This window comes from Paraburkholderia lycopersici (assembly GCF_900096975.1).
GTDB classification, from domain to species: domain Bacteria; phylum Pseudomonadota; class Gammaproteobacteria; order Burkholderiales; family Burkholderiaceae; genus Paraburkholderia; species Paraburkholderia lycopersici.
Window position 1 is genome coordinate 26,162 of record NZ_FMYQ01000014.1, and the last position, 24,712, is coordinate 50,873.

Consider the following 24,712-nt stretch of genomic DNA (forward strand, 5'->3'; position numbering starts at 1 on the left):
GTTTCGTTCGCCCCTTATTTCCAGATGCTCAACGGCGACATGTACCAGAAGCCGACCACGATCAGCCACACGATGCACACCGGAATGAACACCTTCCAGCCGAGACGCATGATCTGGTCATAGCGATAGCGCGGAAACGTGGCGCGGGCCCAGATGAAAACCGACAGGAGGAGGAAGACCTTCAGCACCAGCCAGAACACGCCCGGGATGAAGTCGAGGAACGAGAACGGTGCGCTCCAGCCACCAAGGAACAGCACCGAGGCGAGCGCCGAGATCACGATCATGTTGATGTACTCGGCGAGGAAGAACAGCGCGAACGCCATACCCGAGTAATCGATCATGTGACCCGCGACGATTTCCGACTCCCCTTCCACCACGTCGAACGGATGGCGGTTCGTTTCAGCGAGGCCCGAGATGAAGTAGACGACGAACATCGGCAGCAGCGGCAGCCAGTTCCACGAGAGGAACGTGATGCCCCAGTTCGCGAACATGCCGCGCATCTGACCTTCGACGATAGCCGAGAGGTTCAGGCTGCCCGAGACCATCAGCACGACGACGAGCGCGAAGCCCATCGCGATTTCGTACGAGACCATCTGCGCCGCGGCACGCATCGAACCGAGGAACGCATATTTCGAGTTCGAGGCCCAGCCTGCGAGGATCACGCCGTAGACACCGATCGACGAAATCGCCATCACGTAGAGCAAACCGGCGTTGATGTCGCCGAGCACCGCGCCCGCCTGGAACGGAATCACCGCCCAGACCGCGAAAGCCGGCACCACCACCATGATCGGCGCGACCATGTAGATCCAGCGGCTCGCCTGCGCGGGCTGAATGACTTCCTTCAAAAGCAGCTTCAGCACGTCGGCAATCGGCTGCAACAGACCTGCGGGACCCACGCGGTTCGGACCGAGACGCACGTGCATCCAGCCGATCAGCTTGCGCTCCCAGAGAATCAGGTACGCGACGCACAGCAGGATCACCACCGCGACGACGAGAATGCGCACCAGCGCCCAGACGGTGGGCCAGGCCACGCCGAGCAGTTGGCTGCCGCCTGCATTGATCGTATCGAACAAGCTCATTTACGCCTTCTCCACCAGCAGTTCACCGAACAGGCTGCCGAGTTGCGCACCGGCCGGCGTGGCCGCCGACACGCGCACCACCGTCGGCGCAAGATTCGCATCGCGCGTCGCCGGCGCGGTCACCGAGCGCTCGCCCTGGCGCACGCGCACGGCGTCGCCTTCCTTCAGGCCAAGCTGGTCGAAGTATGCAGCCGGCAGGCCGATGGCGTTCGCCACGCGCGCAGCCGTGGTGAGCTGCAGCGCTTCGCCGCGGCGCACGATTTGATCGGCGTGATAGATCGGCACGTCGGCGATGCGCTCGAAGCGGCCTTCAGCGGCCTTCGCGAGGCTGCCGCGCGCAACCGCCGCGCCGGCCTTGTTCGAGAGGCGGCCTTCGAAGCTGCCGTCGCCGAGGGCCTTGCGGCGCACCTCTTCGGCCGTGTCGTATTCGAAGCCAGGGGCGCCCAGCAGCGTGCCCAGCACGCGCAGGACCTTCCAGGCGGGGCGCGTGTCGCCGAGCGGGCGCACGACGCCGTTGAAGGTCTGAGCCGTCCCTTCGGCGTTGACGAAGGTGCCCGACGTTTCCGTGAACGGCGCGATGGGCAACAGCACGTCCGCGTAGTCGACACCCGTCTTGTACGGCGAAAACACGGCGACCATTTCGGCCTGCGCAAGCGCGGCGCGCGCGGCGGCCGGGTTGGCCGTGTCGAATTCCGGCTCGACGTTGAAGAGCAGATAGCCCTTGCGCGGCTGCTCGAACGCTTCGCGAGCGTTCAGGCCATCGCGGCCCGGCAGTGCGCCCGCGAGATGCGCGCCGACCGTGTTGGCCGCTTCCGTCAGAAAACCGAGCGTCGCGCCCGTCGTTTCGGCGATGAACTGCGCGGCTGCATGCAGACGCGAGAATTCCGGATGCTGGACCGCGGCGTTGCCGAGCAGCACGAAGCGGCGCTCACCGTTCGCAAGCGATGCGGCGACCTGCTTCGCGGCTTCTCCGGCTTGCGCGCCGGCGAAGCCTTCCGGCACTGCGACGCCCTTCGCTTCGGCGACGGCCGCTGCGATCGAAGCCAGTTCGTCGAGCCATGCCGAAGGCGCCGCAACGATACGCTGCGCGTTCGGGATCAGCGAACCGTCGGCGGTAGCTTGCAGGAACGTGACCTGTGCGCCGCCCTTCGCTGCCTGGCGCAGACGCGCGGCGAAAAGCGCGTGATCGCGGCGCAGGAACGAGCCGATCACGAACGCCGAGTCGGCATACGAAAGTTCGGCGATCTTCGTGCCGAGCCACGGCGCGCCTTCGAGCGGCGCCGAGAAGTCGCTCTGGCGCAGGCGGAAGTCGACGTTCGGCGTGCCGATCGCATCCGCGAACTGCTTCGCGAGATAGAGTTCCTCGGTCGTGCTGTGCGGGCTCATGAGCAGCGCGAGCTGGTTCTCGCCGTGCTCGTCGCTAATGCCCTTGATGCCCTTCACGACGTATTCGAGCGCGGTCTGCCAGTCGGTCTCGACCCACTGCCCGCCCTGCTTGATCATCGGGCGCGTGAGGCGGTCTTCGCTGTTCAGGCCTTCGTACGAGAAGCGGTCCTTGTCCGAGATCCAGCATTCGTTGATGGATTCGTTCTCGAACGGCAGCACGCGCATCACGCGGTTGTTCTTCACCTGCACGACGAGGTTCGCGCCCGTGCCGTCGTGCGGGCTCACCGACTTGCGGCGCGACAGTTCCCAGGTACGCGCCGAGAAGCGGAAAGGCTTGCTCGTGAGCGCGCCGACCGGGCACAGGTCGATCATGTTGCCCGAGAGCTCCGAATCGACCGTCTTGCCGACGAACGACGTGATTTCCGAGTGCTCGCCGCGGCCGAGCATGCCGAGTTCCATCACGCCGGCGATCTCGTCGCCGAAGCGCACGCAGCGCGTGCAGTGGATGCAGCGCGACATCTCTTCCATCGAAATGAGCGGGCCGACGTTCTTGTGGAACACCACGCGCTTCTCTTCGCTATAACGCGAAGCCGACTTGCCGTAACCGACCGCCAGATCCTGCAACTGGCATTCGCCGCCCTGATCGCAGATCGGGCAATCGAGCGGGTGGTTGATCAGCAGGAACTCCATCACGGCTTGCTGCCCCTGAACGGCCTTGTCCGACATCGTGCGCACGACCATGCCTTGCGACACCGGCGTCGCGCACGCAGGCACGGCCTTCGGCATCTTCTCGACATCGACGAGACACATCCGGCAGTTGGCCGCGATGGACAGCTTCTTGTGATAGCAGAAGTGCGGAATGTACGTGTCGACCCGCTGCGCAGCCTGGATCACCATGCTGCCTTCGGGCACCTGCACCTTCTTGCCGTCTATTTCAAGTTCAACCATGATGGTTAATCGTCCCTAACCTGTTACCGCTCAATTTCACAGCGGCATTCCCCGTCACATCGCCGTTGCGTCGTGCCACGCGGTTCGCGCACAACGCGCTGTCGCTTCCCGCCGGTCAGGCGGCCGCCGTTTCCGGGGCCGCGTGCGAGCCGGCATGTCCGCCGACGAGACAACGCTTGTTGTGCACGTGATATTCGAATTCGTCCCAATAGTGCTTGAGCATGCCCCGCACCGGCATGGCCGCTGCGTCGCCGAGCGCGCAGATCGTGCGGCCCATGATGTTGCCGGCCACCGAGTTCAACAGGTCCAGGTCTTCCTGGCGGCCCTCGCCATGCTCGATGCGGTTCACCACGCGATACAGCCAGCCCGTGCCTTCGCGGCACGGCGTGCACTGTCCGCACGACTCTTCGTAATAGAAGTACGAGAGGCGTAGCAGCGAGCGCACCATGCAGCGCGTTTCGTCCATGACGATCACGGCGCCCGAGCCGAGCATCGAGCCCTGCTTGGCGATGGAGTCATAATCCATGTCCGTCTGCATCATCAGCTCGCCCGGAATGACCGGCGCCGACGACCCGCCCGGAATCACGGCCTTGAGCTTCTTGCCGCCGCGCACGCCGCCGGCCAGTTCCATGAGCTTCGCGAACGGGGTGCCGAGCGGAATCTCGTAGTTGCCTGGACGCTCCACGTCGCCGGAGACCGAGAAGATCTTCGTGCCGCCGTTGTTCGGCTTGCCGAGCTCCATGTACGCCTGCGGACCGACGGTCAGCAGGAACGGCACCGCGGCGAAGGTCTCGGTGTTGTTGATCGTGGTCGGCTTGCCGTACACGCCGAAGCTCGCCGGGAAAGGCGGCTTGAAGCGCGGCTGGCCCTTCTTGCCTTCGAGCGACTCGAGCAGCGCCGTTTCCTCGCCGCAGATGTACGCGCCATAGCCATGGTGCGCGTGCAGCTGGAACGAGAAGTCCGTGCCGAGAATGTTCTCGCCGAGGTAGCCGGCCTGGCGCGCTTCTTCCAGCGCAGCCTCGAAGCGGCGATACACCTCGAAAATCTCGCCGTGGATGTAGTTGTAACCCACGGTGATACCCATCGCGTACGCGCCGATGGTCATGCCTTCGATCACCGCATGCGGATTCCAGCGCAGGATGTCGCGGTCCTTGAACGTGCCCGGCTCACCCTCGTCCGAGTTGCAGACGAGATATTTCTGGCCCGGGAACTGACGCGGCATGAAGCTCCACTTCAGGCCCGTCGGGAAACCCGCACCACCGCGGCCGCGCAGACCGCCCGCCTTTACGTCGGCGATCACCTGCTCGGGCGGAATCTTTTCCTCGAGGATACGGCGCAGCTGCTTGTAGCCGCCTCGCGCAACGTAGTCTTCGAGATGCCAGTTCTCGCCATTGAGTCCCGCGAGAATCAGCGGTTTGATGTGACGGTCGTGCAACGAAGTCATTTCGAAAGCTCCTCGAGCAGCTGGTCGATCTTCTCGCGGCTCATAAAGCTGCACATGCGGTGATTGTTCACGAGCATCACCGGTGCGTCGCCGCACGCGCCCATGCACTCACCTTCCTTCAAGGTGAACTTGCCGTCGGGCGTGGTTTCGCCGAAGTCGATTCCGAGCTTCTGCTTCAGGTATTCGGCGGCGCTTTCCGAGCCGCCTTCAGGGCCGAGCTGGCACGGCAGATTCGTGCAGAGCGTGATCTTGTGCTTGCCGACAGGCCTCGTCTCGAACATCGTGTAGAACGTGGCGACTTCCTGGACCGCGACAGGCGGCATGCCAAGGTAGTCGGCCACGAACTGCATGAGTTCGGGCGACAGCCAGCCATGCTCTTCCTGAGCAACGGCCAAGGCCGCCATCACGGCGGACTGCTTCTGATCGGCGGGATACTTCGTCAACGCGCGATCGATTTCTTTCAGGCCTTCAGCTGAGATCATTTTCAGACACGACTCTTTCAATTCCTACCGAACGAAAACCTGCCGCGCGTTATTACGCACTCGCTGCGACAGACGTGGCGTTCCATGCTGCGAGCGCCCGGGACCGGGCGCACCTTACCGCGCGCCGCTTTAGCGGTCGATTTCGCCGAACACGATGTCCTGCGTGCCGATGATCGTGACCGCGTCGGCAATCATGTGACCGCGCGCCATTTCATCGAGCGCGGACAGGTGGGCGTAACCCGGCGCACGGATCTTCAGACGATACGGCTTGTTCGCGCCATCTGACACCAGGTAGATGCCGAATTCACCCTTCGGATGTTCGACGGCAGCGTAAGCCTCGCCTTCGGGCACGTGGAAGCCTTCCGTGAAGAGCTTGAAGTGGTGAATCAGCTCTTCCATGTTTGACTTCATGTTTACGCGCGAAGGCGGCGCAATTTTGTGATTGTCGATCATCACGGGACCCGGATTCTTGCGCAGCCACTCAATGCACTGTTTCACAATGCGCGTGGACTGGCGCATTTCTTCGACGCGCACGAGATAGCGGTCGTAGCAGTCGCCGTTCACGCCCACCGGGATGTCGAAATCCATCTGGTCGTAGACCTCGTACGGCTGCTTCTTGCGCAGATCCCACTCGATGCCCGACCCGCGCAGCATCGCGCCCGTGAGACCAAGCTGCATCGCGCGCTCGGGGCTCACCACGCCGATGCCCACGAGACGCTGCTTCCAGATGCGGTTGTCGGTGAGGAGCGTTTCGTACTCGTCGACGCAACCGGGAAAGCGCGTGAAGAAGTCGTCGATGAAATCCAGCACCGAACCCTGGCGTGCCTCGTTCATGCGGGCAAGCGCCTTCTCGTTGTGGATTTTCGACGCCTTGTATTGCGGCATTGCGTCGGGCAGGTCGCGATACACGCCGCCCGGACGATAGTAAGCCGCGTGCATGCGCGCGCCCGAGACCGCCTCGTAGACGTCCATCAGGTCTTCACGCTCGCGGAACGCGTAGAGGAACACCGCCATCGCGCCGACGTCGAGCGCGTGCGAGCCGATCCACATCAGGTGGTTCAGCACGCGCGTGACTTCGTCGAACAGCACGCGGATGTACTTCGCGCGAACCGGCACTTCGATGCCGAGCAACTTCTCGATGGCGAGCACATAGCCGTGTTCGTTGACCATCATCGACACGTAGTCGAGACGGTCCATGTACGGCACCGACTGGATGAACGTCTTGTTCTCGGCGAGCTTTTCCGTCGCACGATGCAGAAGGCCGATATGCGGGTCGGCGCGCTGGATCACTTCGCCGTCGAGCTCGAGCACGAGGCGCAGCACACCGTGCGCTGCCGGGTGCTGCGGGCCGAAGTTGAGCGTGTAGTTTTTGATCTCTGACATGCGACCCTCTTAGTGTTTCCTCAGACCACCGTAACGATCCTCGCGGATCACACGTGGCGTGATCTCGCGCGGCTCGATCGTGACGGGCTGGTAGACCACGCGCTTCTGCTCCGGGTCGTAACGCATTTCGACATAGCCCGAAACCGGGAAGTCCTTGCGGAACGGGTGGCCAATGAAGCCATAGTCGGTCAGGATGCGGCGCAGGTCGGGGTGACCTTCGAAGACGATGCCGTACAGGTCGAACGCCTCGCGCTCGTACCAGTTGGCCGAATTCCAGATCTCGACAACCGAGGGCACGATGGGCACCTCGTCGTCCGGCGCGAACACGCGCAGACGCAAACGCCAGTTGTTCGTGAGGGAGAGCAGTTGCGACACGGCGGCGAAGCGCGGGCCTTCCCACGCGCCGTCACCGAACGTCTGGTAATCGACGCCGCACAGGTCGAGCAGTTGCTCGAAGCGCAGCAAGGGATTGTCGCGCAGCTCCTTGGCCACGCCCAGGTACTCACCTGCCTTGACGACCAGCGTCAGTTCGCCGAGCGCCTCGGTGAGACTGACGATGCGCGCGCCAAGGGACGCTTCGAGGTTCGCTTTCAGGGTCTCGAGTTTGCTTGCCATATTGTGGGGAGGCACGCGGCCTTTATTGACGGGCGATGGTGCTGGTGCGGCGGATCTTCGCCTGCAACTGGATCACCCCGTACACCAGGGCTTCCGCTGTCGGTGGGCAACCCGGCACATAGACGTCGACCGGCACGATGCGATCACAACCGCGCACGACCGAATACGAATAGTGGTAGTAGCCGCCGCCGTTGGCGCACGACCCCATCGAAATGACCCAACGCGGCTCGGCCATCTGATCGTAGACCTTGCGCAGCGCGGGCGCCATCTTGTTGCACAGCGTGCCGGCGACGATCATGACGTCCGACTGACGCGGGCTCGGACGGAACACCACGCCAAAACGGTCAAGGTCATAGCGGGCCGCACCCGCGTGCATCATCTCGACTGCGCAACACGCAAGACCGAACGTCATCGGCCACAGCGAGCCAGTGCGCGTCCAGTTGATCAGTTTGTCGGCCGTGGTGGTGACAAACCCTTCCTTCAAGACCCCTTCGATACTCATGTGCTTTCCACTCCAGACGGGCAGCCCGCAGCATCCCCGCAGCGCCGCCCATGCTATCCGGCGATTAACCCATTATTCCCAGTCGAGACCACCTTTCTTCCAGATGTAGGCAAAGCCCAGCAGGAATTCGAGCAGAAACAGCATCATCGACAGGAAGCCCGGCCAGCCGATGTCGCGCAGGGCCACACCCCACGGAAACAGAAACGCCGTTTCGAGATCGAAGATGATGAAAAGAATGGCGACCAGGTAGTAGCGTACGTCGAACTTCATGCGCGCGTCTTCGAACGCTTCGAAGCCGCACTCGTACGGCGAATTTTTTTCGCTGTCTGGCCGGTTGGGACCGAGGACCTTGCCGATTGTCACCAGCGCTATGCCCAGACCAAGACCCACAAGAAGGAACAGAAGGACGGGGAAATAGGCAGCGAGGTTCAAGGCTATCCTCTATATCGGTTAGTTCTGAGGTTCCGCTGGAACTTGCATCGCTCCGCGGGAATCACTTCACGTACTTCGCGCTGCGAACAGAAAATGAACACGACGTAAGAAGCAAAAATGCCAGCCGAAGCTGAAGCAAGCGGCTGGCATTTTTTTAGATAACATTGGTGCCGACGGCGAGACTCGAACTCGCACAGCTTTCGCCACTACCCCCTCAAGATAGCGTGTCTACCAATTTCACCACGTCGGCACTACATGCAATCCGGGACAACAATTTCTTTGCAACCCGCGAATCGCTTCAAGATTTAAATTCTAACTTGTTTCCGCTCTTTGTTCAACGCACAAAAACGAGTTTTTCAAAATTATTTCGGGACATCGTTGCCCGGTTGCGAGGCCGCCGCAGCAGGCGAAGCCGCCGCCGAAGCGGTTGCGCCTGGAGCAGATGCCGCCGGTGTCGAAACAGCCGGAACCGAGGCTACGACCGGGGCTGGAGCCGAAGCGCCAAGCACGCCCGCCGAAGGCTTCGCATGATACGACCCCAGGTAAGTTAAAGCAAGCGTCGAGCAGAAAAAGACCGTTGCGAGAACGGCGGTGGTCCGCGAAAGAAAGTTCGCCGACCCGCTCGCACCGAACAGACTACCCGACGCGCCGCTGCCGAAAGCAGCGCCCATGTCCGCGCCTTTGCCGTGCTGCAGCAAGACGAGGCCGATCACCCCCAGCGCCGACAAAAGCTGAACCACGATAATCAACGTTTTCAAATACAGCATCACACTCACCTGAATCCTGGTTGAACGCCCACCCTCCCGGGATGGACGCGTAAGCAGCCCGCACGACGCCTTGCGCGCGCACAAGCCTTTCTTTAGCCTGCGACGCTCGCACCGGCCGCAGCGGCCGCGCAGATCGCGAGGAAATCGCCTTCTTTCAGCGACGCGCCGCCAATCAGGCCACCGTCGATATCGGCCTGTCGAAAGAGCTCCGCCGCATTTTCCGGCTTCACGCTGCCGCCGTAGAGCAGCGGCACGTCCGCTACCTGCGCGTCCTTGGCCGCAAGGCGCGCGCGCAAGAACGCATGCACCTGCTGCGCCTGCCCGGAACTGGCGCTCTTGCCGGTGCCGATAGCCCAGACCGGCTCATAGGCGACGACGATACTTGCCGCCTCTTCGGCCGACAGCGCCGCCAGCACCGCGTCGAGTTGCGCGCCGACCACGCGTTCGGTCGCACCGGATTCGCGCTCCTCGAGCGTCTCGCCCACGCAGACGATGGGCGTAAGGCCCGCAGCGAGCGCTCTCTGCGCCTTCACCGCGACGACTTCGGAACTTTCGCCATGGTAAGCGCGCCGCTCCGAGTGGCCAACGATCGCAAACGCAGCTTCGAAATCGGCGACCATGCCTGCCGCAACCTCGCCCGTGTAAGCGCCCTGCTCGTGCGCCGAAACGTCTTGCGCGCCCCACGAAACCCGGCTCCCGCCGAGCAGCCCTTGCGCCTGCGCGAGGTACGGGAACGGCACGCACACCCCGACTCGCACGTCCGCGGGCAGCGCCTGCACACCGCGCGCGACGCCTTCGAGCAATGCCGCATTGGCCGCGATGCGGCCATGCATCTTCCAGTTACCGACTACGAGCTTCGATCGTTGTTTCGTCATTGTTCCGGTTGCTGTTAAAAGCGGACGCAAAACACATAATTTTACTGCGTGAAATCGAGGCGGGTCAAACCGGCCCGCCTCGATGCGCAAAAAAGACGCGAAAAAAATGCCGAAGAATCAAGCATGAACCCGATCAGACCGACCGCATGCGTCCGATCTCAGGCCGCGCCGCTCCAGTCGAGCACGATTTTGCCGATGTGCTCGCTGCTTTCCATCAGCGCATGCGCCTCGGCAGCCTGTGCGGCCGGAAACACGCGAAACACGACGGGCTTGATGCGACCCTCTTCGATGAGCGGCCAGACATTCGCTTTCAGTTCCTGCGCGATCTGCGCCTTGAATTCCACGGGGCGCGCGCGCAGCGTCGACCCCGTAACCGTGAGCCGACGGCGCAGAATCTCGCCCATGTTGAGCTCGGCTTTCGAGCCGCCAAGCGTTGCGATGAGCACGATGCGGCCGCCCGTGGCGAGCGCCGAAAGCTCACGAGCTACATAGCCGCCCGCAACCATGTCGAGAATCACGTCCACGCCGCGATCGTTCGTCAGCGCCTTCACGACCTCCACGAAATCGCCGGTGCGATAGTTGATGGCGCGGTCGGCGCCAAGCGCCTCGCAGGCGCGGCACTTGTCGTCCGAACCCGCGGTCGCGAACACGCGAAAGCCGAGCGCATGGGCGATCTGGATGGCCGTCACGCCGATGCCGCTCGAACCGCCCTGCACGAGCAACGTCTCGTTCTCGCCACCCTCGCCCTTACCGAGGTACGCGCGCTGGAACACGTTGCTCCAGACCGTGAAGAAGGTTTCGGGCAGCGACGCCGCTTCGACATCGGTCAGCCCCTTCGGCACGGGCAAGCATTGCCCGAGCGGCGCGACCACGTATTCGGCATAGCCGCCGCCCGCGATCAACGCACATACGCGGTCGCCGATTTTCAGGCCGAACGGATTGTTCTTCTCGTCGATCGCGCCCCCGACGATCTCCCCCGCCACCTCGAGCCCCGGCAGGTCGGAAATGCCCGGCGGCGGCGCATAGGAACCCTTGCGCTGGAACACGTCGGGCCGGTTCACGCCCGAGGCGCTCACCTTGATCAGCACTTCGCCGGATTTCGGCTCCGGGGCCGGCCGCTCGGCCAGCTTGAGCACGTCCGGCGCACCGAATTCGGTAATCTCGACTGCCTTCATCTCGTATCTCCCAAGTCTGGATGGCGCTGCGCACGCGACCTCGTTGACGCGTGCGCACTGCCATTCACCCTCATTGTCATAAAAAACGGCCGGCGCGTTGTGCACGCTGCCGGCCGTTCGAGCTTGCCGCGTTACTGCTGCGGTTCGCCCTGCGGTGCGCCGCCATTGGCCTGCTCGTTGAGCAGCGCCTTGGCGGACAAACGCACGCGGCCCTTCTCGTCCGTCTGGATGACCTTGACCTTCACGATCTGGCCTTCCTTCAGGTAGTCGTTGATGTCCTTGATGCGCTCGTTGGCGATCTCGGAAATGTGCAGCAGACCGTCCTTGCCCGGCAGCAGGTTCACGATCGCGCCGAAATCAAGCAGCTTGAGGACCGCGCCTTCGTACACCTGGCCGACTTCGATTTCAGCCGTGATGTTCTCGATGCGCTTCTTCGCCTCGGCCATGCCTTCGCTCGACGTGCTCGCGATGGTCACGACGCCGTCGTCCGAAATGTCGATCGTCGTGCCGGTTTCTTCCGTCAGCGCGCGGATCACCGAACCGCCCTTGCCGATCACGTCGCGGATTTTTTCCGGGTTGATCTTGATCGTAATCATGCGCGGTGCGAACGCCGACAGCTCCGTGTTCGCGCCCGAGACGGCTTGCGTCATCTTGCCGAGAATGTGAATGCGGCCTTCCTTCGCCTGCGCGAGCGCGACCTGCATGATTTCCCGGGTGATGCCCTGGATCTTGATGTCCATCTGCAGCGCGGTGACGCCCGCTTCCGTGCCCGCCACCTTGAAGTCCATGTCGCCGAGGTGATCTTCGTCGCCGAGGATGTCGGTCAGCACGGCGAACTTGTTGCCTTCGAGGATCAGGCCCATCGCGATGCCCGCGACGTGCGCCTTCATCGGCACGCCGGCGTCCATCAGCGCGAGACAGCCGCCGCAGACCGAAGCCATCGACGACGAACCGTTCGACTCGGTGATTTCCGAGACGACGCGGATCGAGTAGCCGAACTCCTCGGCGCTCGGCAGGCATGCGACGAGCGCGCGCTTCGCGAGACGGCCATGGCCGATTTCACGGCGCTTGGGCGAACCCACGCGGCCCGTTTCGCCGGTCGCGAACGGGGGCATGTTGTAGTGGAGCATGAAGCGGTCGCGGTACTCGCCTTCGAGCGCGTCGATGATCTGCTCGTCACCCTTCGTGCCGAGCGTCGCGACGACCAGCGCCTGCGTTTCGCCGCGCGTGAACAGCGCCGAGCCGTGCGTGCGCGGCAGCACGCCCGTGCGGATTTCGATCGGACGCACGGTGCGCGTGTCGCGGCCGTCGATGCGCGGCTCGCCGTTCAGGATCTGCGAGCGGACGATCTTCGCTTCGAGGTCGAACAGGACGTTGCCGACCGTGGCCTTGTCGGCGGCCGTCGTGCCGGCCGCGGCGGCGGCTTCTTCGAGCTTCGCCGAGGTCGTCGCGTAGACCTCCTTCAGCCTGGCCGAGCGCTGCTGCTTGTCGCGCAGCTGGTAGGCCGCGAGCAGTTCGTTGTAGGCGATGTCGGTGATGCGCGCGATCAGCGCTTCGTCCTTCGGGGCCGGCTGCCAGTCCCACTCCGGCTTGCCGCCGTCGCGCACGAGTTCGTGGATCGCGTCGATGGCCGTTTGCATCTGCTCGTGGCCGAACACCACGGCGCCGAGCATCACGTCTTCGGGCAGCTGATCGGCTTCCGATTCCACCATCAGCACCGCGCGCTCCGTACCGGCCACGACGAGGTCGAGGCGCGACTGCTTGATCTGCGCGCGCGTCGGGTTCAGGACGTACTCGTTGTTGATGTAGGCCACGCGCGCCGCGCCCACGGGACCGTTGAACGGCAGACCCGAGATCGCGAGCGCCGCCGACGCGCCGATCAGCGCGGGGATGTCGGCGGGGATGTCCGGATTGATCGACAGGACGTGGATCACGACCTGCACTTCGTTGTAGAAGCCTTCCGGGAAAAGCGGGCGCAGCGGACGGTCGATCAGGCGCGAGATCAGCGTTTCGCCTTCCGACGGACGGCCTTCGCGGCGGAAGAAGCCGCCGGGGATCTTGCCGGCCGAATAGGTCTTTTCGATGTAGTCGACGGTGAGCGGGAAGAAGTCCTGACCCGGCTTGGCGGTCTTCGCGCCGACGACGGTCGCGAGCACGACGGTGTCTTCGACGTCGACGATGACGGCACCGCTTGCCTGACGGGCGATCTCACCCGTTTCGAGGCGCACATTGTGCTGGCCCCATTTGAATTCCTTCACGACTTTATTGAACATGGTCATGTCACTCACTCCTTACTCATTTGTTATGCGCCGCCCGCACACGCGGGCGATGCGGCAAGACAGGCTCCGGCACCGCGCGGGAAGAGGAGTGTTATGCCATTCCAGCGGGCCGCGACGTTGCGGCACAGCCGCGCACGACCTGCTGGAATGACACAAAGCTCTGCCCCGAGGCCCGGCCCTGCTGCTTGTACTGCGTGGCGCTGCTTTTCGAACCGGCGTGAAGCGCGCCGTTCAAAAACAAAATGCCTGCATCAGCGAAAACTGACACAGGCATCTTTGTGGGAAACCTTCCGGTTACTTGCGCAGACCCAGCTTTTCGATCAGCGCGCGGTAACGATCAGCGTCCTTGCCCTTCAGGTAGTCGAGCAGCTTGCGGCGGCGGCTCACCATGCGCAGCAGACCGCGGCGGCTGTGGTGATCCTTGGCGTGCGACTTGAAGTGCGCGGTCAGTTCGTTGATACGCGACGTCAGGAGCGCAACCTGAACTTCGGGCGAACCCGTGTCATTGGTGCCGCGCGCGAATTGCGCGACGACTTCGGACTTCTTGATATCTGCTACGGACATTTTGCTTTTCCTTTAATACAAACGAGCGGTCACGGAAGAAAGGCCGTGCCGTGGCTTGATTCCAAATTGCTTGCCGCAGGATCGCGACAAGGGGCGTATTGTAGCACAGCCCCAATTTGCCGCGAACCCGCACATAAGGCGCGCAGTCAAGGCCGCTTCATCTGGCACACGGTGGCCGGCACGGTGCGTTCGGCGGGCAGCGCCAGCATCGTGCGAAAGCCGTATCCGGAGCCTTCGTTGTCGTAGCGCACGCCGGGCGCGCCTTGCTTGTCCATCTGCATGACGTAAAGGGGCTGGATCGCCTGATGATCGTCGGCGCGCATCCGCATCGGATGGAAGCCGCTTTCGTCACCCATGAAACGCATGCCCTCCAGCGCTTTCGCGACCGCCTCGGGGTCGGCGGTGCCGGCCTTCGTCATGGCCTGCGCGAGCATTTCCACCATCATCGACATGCGCAGCACCGGGTAGTCGTTGCGAGCCGCCGGGTAGCGCGCGCGGAATGCCTTGTACCAGTCGTCCGAGGCCGCGCCGCCCACGTTCGGATGCCAGTCGGCCACGGCGATCACGCGCTTCACGCCGGCCTCGCCGAGCGCCGCCGGAGCGCCGAGGCTGTTGCCGTAGAAAGTGTAGAACTTCGCGTCGAGCCCTTGCTCGCGCGCGGCCTTCACAAGCAGCGTGAGATCGTTGCCCCAGTTGCCCGTGATGACGGCGTCGGCGCCCGCCGCGCGGATCTTGGCGATATAGGGCGCGAAGTCCTTCACGCGGCCGATGGGGTGAAACTCATCGCCGACAATGGCGATGTCGGGACGGTCCTTCGACAGCGCCGCGCGCGCGAGCGCGCTCACGTCGCGGCCAAAGCTGTAGTCCTGGTTCAGCAGATAGACCCTCTTCACCGACTTGTCCGCGGCGACCACGCCCGCGAGCGCGTCCATGCGCATGCCCGCGTGCGCGTCGAAGCGGAAATGCCAGAAGCTGCAGTTCGCGTTGGTGAGGGCAGGGTCGTCGGCGGAGTAGTTGAGGAAGAGCTCGCGGTTGTCGGGCTCGCGCACGTTCTGGCGGTCGATCGCCGTCACGAGCGCCGCCGCCACCGCCGAGCTGTTGCCCTGCATGACATAGCCGATGTGGCGATCCTCGGCCGCGCGCAGTTGCACGAGCGCCGCCTCGGCGCTGCCCTGGCTGTCGAGCACGACGAGTTCGAGCGGATGCCGCCCGTCATGCAACGCGACGCCGCCGCGCGCGTTGACGCGTTCGACGCCGAAACGCAGATTGCGCTCGACGGCCGCACCCGCGTTCGCAAACGGCCCCGACATGCCTTCGATCAGCGCAAGCTGGATCGGTTTGCCCGTCGGCGCCTCGTCCGCCTGCGCGCCCGCCGCGGCCGCAAGTCCCGCCGCCAGCGCCGCGGCCATCGCGAGCATGGCCGCCGCACGCGTCATTCGTGCCTTCATGCGCTCTTCCCTCTTCTTCCGTCGCCAAGCGGTTTCGATTTCGAAGCGCGGATCATAGGCCGCGCGACGGTGCGACGGCAAGGCCTGCGCGCACGCGCAGGACACGTCAGGCCAGGCCCTCGCGTGCAGCGCGCCGTGTCAAAATAAGCGATCCACATTCACGGCGGTCATTGGAATCTTGCCAACGGGGGACATCATGCTCACGCGCTTCTCAACCTCGCTTGCCACGTACGCGCGCCTCGCCTCGCGCCGCACGCGTCTCGTCCTCCTCGCGGGCGTGGGCGCACTCGCGCTCGCAGGCTGTGCGCAGCCCTGGCAGCAATTCCATGCCGGCGACGACGCACAGGCCGTGATCGCCCGCTTCGGTCCGCCGGCCGAAGTCTACAACCTGCCCGACGGCGGCAAGCGCCTCATGTGGCCGACCCAGCCGATGGGCGAAACGACCACGGCCGCGGACATCGACGCCGACGGCAAGGTCGTGAACGTGCGCCAGGTCCTGCAGCCCAACGAGTTCTATCGCGCCGAGATCGGCAAATGGACGCGCACCGACGTGCTCGTGAACTTCGGGCGGCCGGTCGAGACGTCGTACTTCCCGCTGATGAAGAAAGAAGCGTGGACCTACCGTTATCTGGAAGACAACGTCTGGTATATGCTTTACAGCTTCTACTTCGACGATCAGGGCATTTTGCGTCTCACGCAGAAGACGCCCGATCCGCTGCACGACCCGGATCGGCGCAGCCTGTTCTGAGCACTGCGCCGGTCACGGCGCAGAAAGACAAAACCCCCGCGCTCCGGCGAGCACGGGGGTTTTTCACGTGTGCGACGAAGCGAGGCAAGGCGCCCCGCCGCCGCTTACGAGCGCTGCGGATTGAGCTTGTCGCTGTCCGACGAATAGAGCTTGTTGAGCGCCGAGATATACGCCTTCGCCGATGCCGCGACGATGTCCGGATCGGTGCCCACGCCGTTCACGATGCGCCCGGCCTTCGACAGGCGCACGGTCACTTCGCCCTGCGCCTGCGTGCCCGTCGTGATCGCGTTGACCGAATACAGCAGCAGTTCCGAGCCGCTGCCGACTTCGGTTTCGATTGCGTTGAGCGTCGCGTCCACGGGGCCGTTGCCCGCCGCCTCGCCCGTCACTTCCTTGCCGTCGGCCGAGAACACGATGCGCGCCTGCGGGCGCTCGCCCGTTTCCGAGTGCTGCGCGAGCGAGATGAACTTGTAGTGCTCCTTCTCCTGCGCTTCGGCCGATTCCTCGGTGACGATCGCGATGATGTCCTCGTCGAAGATTTCGGCCTTGCGGTCGGCCAGTTCCTTGAAACGCGCGAATGCATTGTTCAGTTCGGCTTCGCTGTCGAGCTGGATGCCCAGTTCCTGCAGACGTTGCTTGAACGCGTTGCGGCCCGAGAGCTTGCCGAGCACGATCTTGTTCGCGCTCCAGCCCACGTCTTCGGCGCGCATGATCTCGTAGGTATCGCGCGCCTTGAGCACGCCGTCCTGGTGGATGCCCGACGCGTGCGCGAAGGCGTTCGCGCCGACCACGGCCTTGTTCGGCTGCACGACGAAACCGGTGATCTGCGAAACGAGCTTCGAGGCCGGCACGATCTGCGTGGTGTCGATGCCGAGATCGAGGCCGAAGTAATCCTTGCGGGTCTTCACGGCCATCACGATTTCTTCGAGCGAGGTGTTGCCCGCGCGCTCGCCGAGACCGTTGATCGTGCACTCCACCTGGCGCGCGCCGCCGATCTGCACGCCGGCCAGCGAATTCGCCACGGCCATGCCGAGGTCGTTGTGGCAGTGCACCGAGAACACGGCCTTGTCCGAATTCGGAATGCGCTCGCGCAGCGTCTTCACGAGGTTGCCGTACAGCTCGGGCACGCCGTAGCCAACCGTATCGGCAATGTTGATGGTGGTCGCGCCTTCGTTGATGACGGCTTCGAGCACGCGGCACAGGAAATCGAGGTCCGAGCGGCTGCCGTCCTCGGGCGAGAACTCCACGTCGTTCGTGAACTTGCGCGCGAAGCGCACGGCCAGCTTCGCCTGCTCAAGCACCTGCTCGGGCGACATGCGCAGCTTCTTCTCCATGTGCAGCGCCGAGGTGGCGATGAACGTGTGGATGCGGAACTGGCCGGCGGGCTTGAGCGCGTCGGCGGCGCGCTGGATGTCCTTGTCGTTGGCGCGGGCAAGCGAACAGAGCGTGCTGTCCTTCACCATGCCGGCGATCGTGTGGATCGCGTCGAAATCGCCGTTCGAGCTGGCCGCGAAGCCGGCTTCGATGACGTCGACCTTCATGCGTTCGAGCTGCTTCGCGATGCGGATCTTCTCTTCCTTCGTCATCGACGCACCGGGCGATTGTTCGCCGTCGCGCAACGTCGTATCGAAGATGATGAGCTTTTCTGCTGCCATTTCGGGTCTCCAGGGGGACTTGTTCAGTGTCTAAAACGGATTTCGGGTGTTCGCGCCACCGTTGGCGACGCTGACAATGAACGAAGCAGACGGAGGGCGAGCGGGATCAGCGCGGCAGGCGCGCTAGCGCTAGCACGCTTAGGCGCGCGCCGGCTTGAAGGGAAAGGAGGGGGAACGGGATGCTGTCCATTTGGCCGACTATAGCCGGAATCCGCCGATAGCGCAATTGGAGGAGACCTGGGCGAGCATCGCGTGCCGCCGCAAAAAGAAAAAGGGCCGCGCGCTCGCACAGCCCTCCGTTCATCGCTCCCGCAACCGCGCCCTACCGCTCGCGCGGAGACGAACGCGCGGGGTTGCCTCGGCCGCGCACTGCCTGATACGCCCAGAACGCATACCCCGAAAGCCCGTAAAGGACGAACAGGCCAAACAGCATCAGCGGCGGATCGGACGAAACGAGCACGAACGCCACCACCACGAGGAGCGTGGCGGCGAACGGCACGCGGTGACGCACGTCAAGCGCCTTGCCGCTGTAGAACGGCGCGTTGGATACCATCGTCACGCCCGCGTAGATCGTCAGCACGAAGGCGACCCATGGCAGCCACGCGAGCTTCACGGGCACGCGGTTGTCGGTGGCGAGCCAGACGAAGCCGGCGATCAGCGCCGCCGCGGCGGGGCTCGGCAGCCCCTGGAAGAAGCGCTTGTCCACCACGCCGATGTTCGTATTGAAACGCGCAAGGCGCAGCGCCGCGCCCGAACAGTAGACGAAAGCCGCGAGCCAGCCCCAGCGCCCGAGGTCCTTGAGCACCCATTCGTACATCACGAGCGCGGGCGCCACGCCGAACGACACCATGTCCGAAAGGCTGTCGAACTGCTCGCCGAATGCGCTTTGCGAATGCGTCATGCGGGCGACGCGGCCGTCCATGCCGTCGAGCACCATCGCCACGAAGATGGCGATGGCCGCCACCTCGAAGCGCACGTTCATGGCCTGCACGACCGCGAAGAAGCCGCAGAAGAGCGCAGCCGTGGTGAACGCGTTGGGCAGCAGGTAGATGCCGCGCTTCTTCAGGAACTCCTGGCGCGCCGCGCGCCGGTTCGCGGCGACACCCAGCGGCTCCTGCACCGACTTGTTGCGGCGAAACGGCCGCGGCAGCGGCGCGCCGGCCGGGTTACGGGGTCGACGCTGTTTGAATCCGGCCATCGCTGCCCTCCTTTATGCCGATTGCGTCGGCAGTTCGGCGAGGATCGTCGACGAGGCTGACACCTTCTCGCCGATCGACACGCGCGGGCGGCTGCCCACGGGCAGGTAGACGTCGACGCGCGATCCGAAGCGGATAAAGCCATAGCGCTGGCCGCGCGCAAGCGGCTCTCCCGCCCGCACGTAGCAGAGAATGCGGCGCGCGATGAGGCCCGCGATCTGCACCGATGTCACGGTCGTGCCATCGGCCATCGTGAGGACGACCGCGTTGCGCTCGTTTTCGGTCGAAGCCTTGTCGATGGCCGCATTCAGGTAGGCGCCCGGAAAATACTCGACCTTGGCGACGGCGCCGTCGACGGGCGAACGTTGCGAGTGCACGTTGAAGACGTTCATGAACACGCTGATCTTGAGCGCTTCACGGTTGGCATACGGGTCGTGCGCCGTTTCCACGGCCACGATGCGGCCGTCCGCCGGGCAAAGCACAGCGTTGGCCTGCGTGGGGATCGGCCGCGGCGGATCGCGGAAGAACTGGACGACGAAGATCAGGATCAGCCAGAAGGGCCATGCGAGTCCGAAGCCCGCGACCGCATGGATCAAGAGCGCCACGACGGCCGCAATGGCGATGAACGGCCAGCCTTCGCGCGCGATGATCGGATGGGGGTAATTCATGGTGGCTTCGCTATTATTTTGAAAACCGTAGGATAGCAAAAGCCGCCCAGGGTTCATCCCACCGGGGCGGCTTTTTCGGGTCCGACTCAGTTCAATCTGCTGCGCGGCAGCGCAAAACCGCGCGCGCAATCAGCATTGCGACGCCAGCTTAGTTCTTCGACTGGTCCACGAGCTTGTTCTTCGCGATCCACGGCATCATCGCGCGCAGCTTGCCGCCGACCACCTCGATCTGGTGCTCGGCGCCGAGGCGGCGGCGCGATTGCAGCGTCGGCGCGCCGGCCTTGTTTTCGAGAATGAAGCTCTTCGCGTACTCGCCGGTCTGGATGTCCTTCAGGACGTCCTTCATCACCTTCTTCGTTTCTTCGGTGATGATGCGCGGACCCGTCACGTACTCGCCGTACTCGGCGTTGTTCGAGATCGAGTAGTTCATGTTGGCGATGCCGCCTTCGTAGATCAGGTCGACGATCAGCTTCAGTTCGTGCAGGCACTCGAAGTACGCCATTTCCGGCGCGTAGCCCGCTTCGACCAGCGTTTCGAAACCGGCCTTGATGAGGTCGACCGTGCCGCCGCACAGCACGGCTTGCTCGCCGAACAGGTCGGTTTCGGTTTCTTCGCGGAAGTTCGTTTCGATGATGCCGGCACGGCCGCCGCCGTTCGCCGCCGCGTACGACAGTGCGATGTCACGCGCCGCGCCCGACTTGTCCTGGTGGACGGCGATCAGGTGGGGCACGCCGCCGCCTTGCGAGTAGGTACCGCGCACCGTGTGGCCCGGCGCCTTCGGCGCGATCATGATGACGTCCAGATCGGCGCGCGGGATCACCTGGCCGTAGTGAACGTTGAAGCCGTGTGCGAACGCGAGCGCGGCGCCGTTCTTGATGTTCGCGTGGACCTCCTTCGCGTAGACGTCGGCGATCTGCTCGTCGGGCAGCAGCATCATGACGACGTCGGCGTTCTTCACCGCCTCGGCCACTTCCTTGACCGACAGGCCGGCGTTCTCAGCCTTGCTCCACGAAGCGCCGCCCTTGCGCAGGCCGACCGTGACGTTCACGCCGCTGTCCTTGAGGTTCAGCGCGTGCGCGTGGCCTTGCGAGCCGTAACCGATGATCGTGACCTGCTTGCCCTTGATGAGGGAGAGATCGGCGTCCTTGTCGTAGAAAACTTTCATGTTGGTTCCTTGGCGAGAGTCTGGTGAATTTCGGTACTGCTATTAGCTTGTGCTGCACCGGATGCGCCGCCCGTGGGCACGGCATCCGGTCAAGTTCCGGTGCGCGATCGAAGACTGATCGGGTGTCACACCTTCAGAATGCGCTCTCCGCGCCCGATGCCCGAGCCGCCCGTGCGGACGGTTTCGAGAATCGCGGTGGCGTCGAGCGCCTCGATGAACGCGTCGAGCTTGTCGCTCGCGCCCGTCAGTTCGATCGTGTAAGTCTTTTCGGTGACGTCGATGATGCGGCCGCGGAAAATATCCGCCATCCGCTTCATCTCCTCACGTTCCTTGCCGACCGCCCTTACCTTGATCAGCATCAGCTCGCGCTCGATGTGGGCGCCCTCGGTCAGGTCGACCACTTTCACCACCTCGATCAGGCGGTTCAGATGCTTCGTGATCTGTTCGATCACGTCGTCCGAGCCAATGGAAACGATGGTCATGCGCGACAGCGAACGGTCTTCGGTCGGCGCCACCGTCAAGGTTTCGATGTTGTAGCCGCGTGCGGAGAAGAGGCCGACCACGCGCGAGAGCGCGCCGGGCTCGTTTTCCAGCAGAACGGAAATGATGTGTCTCATGATGTGATCCGCGATTTATCCAGTGAGCGTGTTGCCGCCCTTCCCCGCGAACCCGCGCGCCCGTCGTGTGGGCGCGCGCCGCGCGAGGTCGATGCGGCGCCGTGCGAATACCGTTAGAGGTCTTCCGAACCGAGCAGCATCTCGGTGATGCCCTTGCCGGCCTGCACCATCGGCCAGACGTTTTCGGAAGGGTCGGTCTGGAAATCGAGGAACACCGTGCGGTCCTTCAGGCGCAGCGCTTCCTTGAGCGCCGGCTCGACGTCCGCCGTCTTTTCGATCCGCATACCGACGTGGCCGTACGCTTCGGCGAGCTTCACGAAGTCGGGCAGCGCATCCATGTACGAATGCGAATAGCGCTTGCTGTATTCGATCTGCTGCCACTGGCGGACCATGCCGAGGTAGCGGTTGTTCAGCGAGATGATCTTCACGGGCGTGTCGTACTGCTTGCAGGTCGACAGTTCCTGGATGCACATCTGGATCGAGCCTTCGCCCGTGATGCAGACCACGTCGTCGTCGGGATGCGCCATCTTCACGCCCATCGCCGCCGGCAGGCCGAAGCCCATCGTGCCGAGGCCGCCCGAGTTGATCCAGCGGCGCGGCTGGTTGAAGCGGTAGAACTGCGCGGCCCACATCTGGTGCTGGCCCACGTCCGAGCAGACGAACGCGTTGCCGCCCGTGAGTTCCCAGAGCTTCTCGACCACGTACTGCGGCTTGATGATCTCGCTGCCGCGGTCGAACTTCAGGCAATTCTTCTCGCGCCAACCTTCGATGTCCTTCCACCAGGCGGCGAGCGCCTCGGTGTCGGGGCCGTGCTCGGCGTGCTGAAGCTGCTCGATCAGTTCCTTGAGCACTTCCTTCACGTCGCCGACGATGGGGATGTCGACCTTCACGCGCTTCGAAATCGACGACGGATCGATGTCGATGTGGATGATCTTGCGCGGACGCGAGGCGAAGTGGGCCGGGTCGCCGATCACGCGGTCGTCGAAGCGCGCGCCGATCGCGATCAGCACGTCGCAGTGCTGCATCGCCATGTTGGCTTCGAAGGTGCCGTGCATCCCGAGCATACCGAGGAACTTGCGGTCGCTCGCGCGATAGCCGCCCAGCCCCATCAGCGTGTTCGTGACCGGATAGCCGAGCAGATCGGCGAACTGGTTCAGCTCGCGCGACGCATCCGCGAGGATGATGCCGCCGCCCGTGTAGATGTACGGGCGCTTTGCCGAGAGCAGCAGCGAAACCGCCTTGCGGATCTGGCCCGAATGGCCCTTGGTGACCGGGTTGTACGAGCGCAGCGCGACGCTCTTGACCGGCTCGTACGCGCACGGCGCCTTCGACACGTCCTTCGGAATGTCGATCAGCACGGGGCCGGGACGGCCGGTGCGCGCAATGTAGAAAGCTTTCTTGACGGTGGCGGCGAGATCGCGCACGTCCTTCACGAGGAAGTTGTGCTTCACGCAGGGACGCGTGATGCCAACCGTGTCGCACTCCTGGAAGGCGTCCTGGCCGATCGCGGCGGTGGGCACCTGGCCGCTGATGACGACCATCGGGATCGAGTCCATGTAGGCCGTCGCGATGCCGGTCACCGCATTGGTGACGCCGGGACCCGAGGTCACGAGGCACACGCCGACCTTGCCGGTCGAGCGCGAGTAGGCATCGGCCGCATGAACGGCTGCCTGCTCGTGACGCACGAGAATGTGCTGGATTTTGTCCTGCTTGTACAGCTCGTCGTAAATGTAGAGCACCGAGCCGCCGGGATAACCCCAGATGAATTCGACCTGCTCGTCGGCGAGCGCCTTCATCAGCACGGTTCCGCCGATGGAAGGTTGAGCTTGAGGGTCAGATTCTTGCGAGGGGGGAACCGACGTGGAGAATTCCGCGCTGGGCATATTCATCATTCACCTTTCGAAATTTCGGCAAAAATTTGATCGGGTGCTCTCTGCCGGGCTTGTGGCTCGGGTTCAAGCGGCGCGTCCAGTTGACAGATGAGCCTCATGGGCCACACCTGAATTGAGACAGGTCACTTATGTTGCGAACCGTCGAAGATAGCGGGTCGATGGCGTTCGGTCAAGCGATTATTGAGAATGCGGGCACGAACGTTGCGCACCGGCGCCGACCTCGCGGTGCCGGCGATGGCCGGCAGCGCAAAGCGCGCCATGGCGCCACGCGGTCGGGCTGGCCTGCTGTTTCCCTACCGGCGCGAAAATTTGCTAGCATCCGCGAGTTTTACGACATTTTTCGAACGATTACGCGTACGCTGGTGGCGGCGCCCTGCAACGGATGGCTTCAGACAAGGAACTCGCCGACTTCCTGGCGGGCGTCGAAAGACGCGCGTTCAAGCAGACGGTCTACGCCGTGAGGGACGACGACGCCTCGCTCGACATCGTGCAGGACGCGATGATCAAGCTCGCGGAAAAATACGGAGACCGTCCAGCCGCCGAACTCCCCCTGCTCTTTCAGCGTATTTTGCAAAATACGATGCACGACTATTTTCGTCGGCAGAAAGTACGCAATACATGGGTGAGTCTGTTCTCGTCGCTCGGCAACGCCGACGACGAAGAATTCGATCCGCTCGAGACCTTCGAGGCCGGGCAGGGAACGGCTGGCGCCGAGAGCAGCGAGCAGCAGATGGAGCGCGCGCAGGTGCTCCAGATGATCGACGACGAGATCCAGAAATTACCGGCACGTCAACGGGAGGCGTTTCTGATGCGTTACTGGGAAGATATGGATGTCGCCGAGACTGCCGCCGCGATGGGCTGTTCCGAAGGCAGCGTGAAAACGCACTGCTCCCGGGCCACTCACACGCTGGCACATGCGCTCAAGGCCAAAGGAATCACGCTATGAGCTCCGCCCTCGAAAATAAAGAACTAGAGTTCGTGCGGGAAATGCGTCGCGCGCTCGATGAGAGCGCCGCCAACCTGCCCGCCGCCACCACCGCCCGACTCGCCGCCGCACGCAAGGCCGCGCTCGCCCGCAAGAAGGCCGAGTTCGTGCTCGTGCGCGCACCGGCGCTTGCCGCTGCCGGCGCCGGCAGCATGTCGGGCGAGCCCTCGCAGCTGCCTACGCGGCGCCGCTCGGCGCTCGCGCGTTTTGCGCTCGCCTGGCCACTCGCGGCGCTCGTGGCGGGCCTCTTTGCCATCGCCTGTTTTGAAGATCAGCAACGCACCGCAGAACTCGCCGATATCGACGCGGCCATGCTGAGCGACGACCTGCCGCTCACCGCCTATCTCGATCATGGGTTCAATGCGTATCTGACGCGCGCGCACTAAGGAAAAACTGAGCGGGAGACT

General features: G+C 63.7%; 23 protein-coding genes and 1 tRNA gene. 3 read left to right on the plus strand and 21 right to left on the minus strand.

The window, feature by feature from the left end:
* Nucleotides 1–14: 14 nt before the first annotated feature.
* From nuoH to BLU17_RS16450, 15 genes are all read right to left on the minus strand, one after another.
* On the minus strand, nt 15–1,079 hold the full coding sequence (gene nuoH, locus BLU17_RS16380) for an NADH-quinone oxidoreductase subunit NuoH (protein ID WP_091998278.1): 1,065 nt from the start codon (nt 1,077–1,079) through the stop codon (nt 15–17).
* Nucleotides 1,080–3,413: an NADH-quinone oxidoreductase subunit NuoG gene (gene nuoG / locus BLU17_RS16385; RefSeq protein ID WP_091998280.1), complete on the minus strand. Its 2,334-nt coding sequence runs from the start codon at nt 3,411–3,413 to the stop codon at nt 1,080–1,082.
* Nucleotides 3,414–3,528: 115 nt separating this feature from the next.
* Entirely contained in the window at nt 3,529–4,857 is a 1,329-nt protein-coding gene (gene nuoF, locus BLU17_RS16390; protein WP_091998282.1) for an NADH-quinone oxidoreductase subunit NuoF, read from the minus strand.
* Nucleotides 4,854–5,339, minus strand: coding sequence for an NADH-quinone oxidoreductase subunit NuoE (gene nuoE, locus BLU17_RS16395; RefSeq protein WP_091998284.1), 486 nt, complete (start codon nt 5,337–5,339; stop codon nt 4,854–4,856). The genes nuoF and nuoE overlap by 4 nt, the downstream gene beginning before the upstream one ends.
* A gap of 129 nt (nt 5,340–5,468) precedes the next feature.
* Nucleotides 5,469–6,722, minus strand: coding sequence for an NADH-quinone oxidoreductase subunit D (locus BLU17_RS16400; protein WP_091998285.1), 1,254 nt, complete (start codon nt 6,720–6,722; stop codon nt 5,469–5,471).
* 9 nt (nt 6,723–6,731) lie between these two features.
* Nucleotides 6,732–7,337, minus strand: a complete 606-nt coding sequence (locus BLU17_RS16405) for an NADH-quinone oxidoreductase subunit C (protein WP_091998287.1) — start codon at nt 7,335–7,337, stop codon at nt 6,732–6,734.
* 22 nt (nt 7,338–7,359) lie between these two features.
* Nucleotides 7,360–7,839 (minus strand): NuoB/complex I 20 kDa subunit family protein, encoded by a 480-nt coding sequence (locus tag BLU17_RS16410; RefSeq protein ID WP_027819582.1) that lies wholly within the window; start codon nt 7,837–7,839, stop codon nt 7,360–7,362.
* Between the two features lie 72 nt (nt 7,840–7,911).
* The gene (locus tag BLU17_RS16415; RefSeq protein WP_091998289.1) at nt 7,912–8,271 is read right to left on the minus strand and encodes an NADH-quinone oxidoreductase subunit A; all 360 of its coding nucleotides are present in this window, start codon (nt 8,269–8,271) and stop codon (nt 7,912–7,914) included.
* 165 nt (nt 8,272–8,436) lie between these two features.
* Nucleotides 8,437–8,521, minus strand: a tRNA-Leu gene (locus BLU17_RS16420).
* Nucleotides 8,522–8,633: 112 nt separating this feature from the next.
* Nucleotides 8,634–9,038, minus strand: a complete 405-nt coding sequence (secG, locus tag BLU17_RS16425; RefSeq protein WP_091998291.1) for a preprotein translocase subunit SecG — start codon at nt 9,036–9,038, stop codon at nt 8,634–8,636.
* Between the two features lie 92 nt (nt 9,039–9,130).
* Complete coding sequence (gene tpiA / locus BLU17_RS16430) at nt 9,131–9,913, minus strand: triose-phosphate isomerase (RefSeq protein ID WP_091998293.1); 783 nt, start codon at nt 9,911–9,913, stop codon at nt 9,131–9,133.
* Between the two features lie 158 nt (nt 9,914–10,071).
* The gene (locus BLU17_RS16435) at nt 10,072–11,088 is read right to left on the minus strand and encodes an NAD(P)H-quinone oxidoreductase (RefSeq protein ID WP_091998296.1); all 1,017 of its coding nucleotides are present in this window, start codon (nt 11,086–11,088) and stop codon (nt 10,072–10,074) included.
* Between the two features lie 131 nt (nt 11,089–11,219).
* Complete coding sequence (pnp, locus tag BLU17_RS16440) at nt 11,220–13,367, minus strand: polyribonucleotide nucleotidyltransferase (RefSeq protein WP_091998297.1); 2,148 nt, start codon at nt 13,365–13,367, stop codon at nt 11,220–11,222.
* A gap of 294 nt (nt 13,368–13,661) precedes the next feature.
* Nucleotides 13,662–13,931 carry a 30S ribosomal protein S15 gene (rpsO, locus tag BLU17_RS16445; protein WP_028226251.1) on the minus strand — a complete coding sequence of 90 codons (270 nt, stop codon included), beginning with the start codon at nt 13,929–13,931 and terminating at the stop codon, nt 13,662–13,664.
* A 146-nt stretch (nt 13,932–14,077) separates the two neighbouring features.
* On the minus strand, nt 14,078–15,379 hold the full coding sequence (locus BLU17_RS16450) for a branched-chain amino acid ABC transporter substrate-binding protein (RefSeq protein ID WP_176929118.1): 1,302 nt from the start codon (nt 15,377–15,379) through the stop codon (nt 14,078–14,080).
* Between the two features lie 196 nt (nt 15,380–15,575).
* On the opposite strand from BLU17_RS16450, the gene BLU17_RS16455 reads away from it, so the two are divergent.
* Complete coding sequence (locus tag BLU17_RS16455) at nt 15,576–16,127, plus strand: hypothetical protein (RefSeq protein WP_245746889.1); 552 nt, start codon at nt 15,576–15,578, stop codon at nt 16,125–16,127.
* Between the two features lie 104 nt (nt 16,128–16,231).
* Here BLU17_RS16455 and BLU17_RS16460 read toward each other — a convergent pair whose 3' ends face one another.
* The 6 genes from BLU17_RS16460 to BLU17_RS16485 form a co-directional block, all read right to left on the minus strand.
* A complete protein-coding gene (locus BLU17_RS16460) occupies nt 16,232–17,782 on the minus strand; it encodes a 2-isopropylmalate synthase (protein WP_091998299.1) in 1,551 nt (516 codons plus the stop codon).
* Nucleotides 17,783–18,104: 322 nt separating this feature from the next.
* Entirely contained in the window at nt 18,105–18,980 is an 876-nt protein-coding gene (pssA, locus tag BLU17_RS16465; RefSeq protein ID WP_091998301.1) for a CDP-diacylglycerol--serine O-phosphatidyltransferase, read from the minus strand.
* Between the two features lie 12 nt (nt 18,981–18,992).
* Complete coding sequence (locus BLU17_RS16470; RefSeq protein ID WP_091998303.1) at nt 18,993–19,646, minus strand: phosphatidylserine decarboxylase; 654 nt, start codon at nt 19,644–19,646, stop codon at nt 18,993–18,995.
* Between the two features lie 148 nt (nt 19,647–19,794).
* Nucleotides 19,795–20,811, minus strand: a complete 1,017-nt coding sequence (gene ilvC / locus BLU17_RS16475; RefSeq protein ID WP_091998305.1) for a ketol-acid reductoisomerase — start codon at nt 20,809–20,811, stop codon at nt 19,795–19,797.
* 125 nt (nt 20,812–20,936) lie between these two features.
* Nucleotides 20,937–21,428, minus strand: a complete 492-nt coding sequence (gene ilvN, locus BLU17_RS16480; protein ID WP_091998307.1) for an acetolactate synthase small subunit — start codon at nt 21,426–21,428, stop codon at nt 20,937–20,939.
* Nucleotides 21,429–21,541: 113 nt separating this feature from the next.
* A complete protein-coding gene (locus tag BLU17_RS16485) occupies nt 21,542–23,317 on the minus strand; it encodes an acetolactate synthase 3 catalytic subunit (protein WP_091998516.1) in 1,776 nt (591 codons plus the stop codon).
* A gap of 385 nt (nt 23,318–23,702) precedes the next feature.
* Between BLU17_RS16485 and BLU17_RS16490 the strand changes: the two genes are divergently transcribed.
* Nucleotides 23,703–24,266 carry an RNA polymerase sigma factor gene (locus BLU17_RS16490; RefSeq protein ID WP_091998309.1) on the plus strand — a complete coding sequence of 188 codons (564 nt, stop codon included), beginning with the start codon at nt 23,703–23,705 and terminating at the stop codon, nt 24,264–24,266.
* Entirely contained in the window at nt 24,263–24,691 is a 429-nt protein-coding gene (locus BLU17_RS16495; protein WP_091998311.1) for a DUF3619 family protein, read from the plus strand. The genes BLU17_RS16490 and BLU17_RS16495 overlap by 4 nt, the downstream gene beginning before the upstream one ends.
* The last annotated feature ends 21 nt before the right edge of the window (nt 24,692–24,712 follow it).

What these genes read in the sequence shown, in the direction of transcription:
- nuoG (WP_091998280.1), bottom strand. Translation starts at nt 3,413, where the DNA reads ATGGTTGAACTTGAAATAGACGGCAAGAAGGTGCAGGTGCCCGAAGGC.
- nuoH (WP_091998278.1), bottom strand. Translation starts at nt 1,079, where the DNA reads ATGAGCTTGTTCGATACGATCAATGCAGGCGGCAGCCAACTGCTCGGC.
- tpiA (WP_091998293.1), bottom strand. Translation starts at nt 9,913, where the DNA reads ATGACGAAACAACGATCGAAGCTCGTAGTCGGTAACTGGAAGATGCAT.
- BLU17_RS16455 (WP_245746889.1), top strand. Translation starts at nt 15,576, where the DNA reads ATGCTCACGCGCTTCTCAACCTCGCTTGCCACGTACGCGCGCCTCGCC.
- BLU17_RS16470 (WP_091998303.1), bottom strand. Translation starts at nt 19,646, where the DNA reads ATGAATTACCCCCATCCGATCATCGCGCGCGAAGGCTGGCCGTTCATC.
- ilvN (WP_091998307.1), bottom strand. Translation starts at nt 21,428, where the DNA reads ATGAGACACATCATTTCCGTTCTGCTGGAAAACGAGCCCGGCGCGCTC.
- pnp (WP_091998297.1), bottom strand. Translation starts at nt 13,367, where the DNA reads ATGACCATGTTCAATAAAGTCGTGAAGGAATTCAAATGGGGCCAGCAC.
- BLU17_RS16485 (WP_091998516.1), bottom strand. Translation starts at nt 23,317, where the DNA reads ATGAATATGCCCAGCGCGGAATTCTCCACGTCGGTTCCCCCCTCGCAA.
- BLU17_RS16400 (WP_091998285.1), bottom strand. Translation starts at nt 6,722, where the DNA reads ATGTCAGAGATCAAAAACTACACGCTCAACTTCGGCCCGCAGCACCCG.
- BLU17_RS16410 (WP_027819582.1), bottom strand. Translation starts at nt 7,839, where the DNA reads ATGAGTATCGAAGGGGTCTTGAAGGAAGGGTTTGTCACCACCACGGCC.
- nuoF (WP_091998282.1), bottom strand. Translation starts at nt 4,857, where the DNA reads ATGACTTCGTTGCACGACCGTCACATCAAACCGCTGATTCTCGCGGGA.
- secG (WP_091998291.1), bottom strand. Translation starts at nt 9,038, where the DNA reads ATGCTGTATTTGAAAACGTTGATTATCGTGGTTCAGCTTTTGTCGGCG.
- nuoE (WP_091998284.1), bottom strand. Translation starts at nt 5,339, where the DNA reads ATGATCTCAGCTGAAGGCCTGAAAGAAATCGATCGCGCGTTGACGAAG.
- BLU17_RS16405 (WP_091998287.1), bottom strand. Translation starts at nt 7,337, where the DNA reads ATGGCAAGCAAACTCGAGACCCTGAAAGCGAACCTCGAAGCGTCCCTT.
- BLU17_RS16460 (WP_091998299.1), bottom strand. Translation starts at nt 17,782, where the DNA reads ATGGCAGCAGAAAAGCTCATCATCTTCGATACGACGTTGCGCGACGGC.
- BLU17_RS16490 (WP_091998309.1), top strand. Translation starts at nt 23,703, where the DNA reads ATGGCTTCAGACAAGGAACTCGCCGACTTCCTGGCGGGCGTCGAAAGA.
- ilvC (WP_091998305.1), bottom strand. Translation starts at nt 20,811, where the DNA reads ATGAAAGTTTTCTACGACAAGGACGCCGATCTCTCCCTCATCAAGGGC.
- BLU17_RS16435 (WP_091998296.1), bottom strand. Translation starts at nt 11,088, where the DNA reads ATGAAGGCAGTCGAGATTACCGAATTCGGTGCGCCGGACGTGCTCAAG.
- BLU17_RS16495 (WP_091998311.1), top strand. Translation starts at nt 24,263, where the DNA reads ATGAGCTCCGCCCTCGAAAATAAAGAACTAGAGTTCGTGCGGGAAATG.
- pssA (WP_091998301.1), bottom strand. Translation starts at nt 18,980, where the DNA reads ATGGCCGGATTCAAACAGCGTCGACCCCGTAACCCGGCCGGCGCGCCG.
- rpsO (WP_028226251.1), bottom strand. Translation starts at nt 13,931, where the DNA reads ATGTCCGTAGCAGATATCAAGAAGTCCGAAGTCGTCGCGCAATTCGCG.
- BLU17_RS16450 (WP_176929118.1), bottom strand. Translation starts at nt 15,379, where the DNA reads ATGAAGGCACGAATGACGCGTGCGGCGGCCATGCTCGCGATGGCCGCG.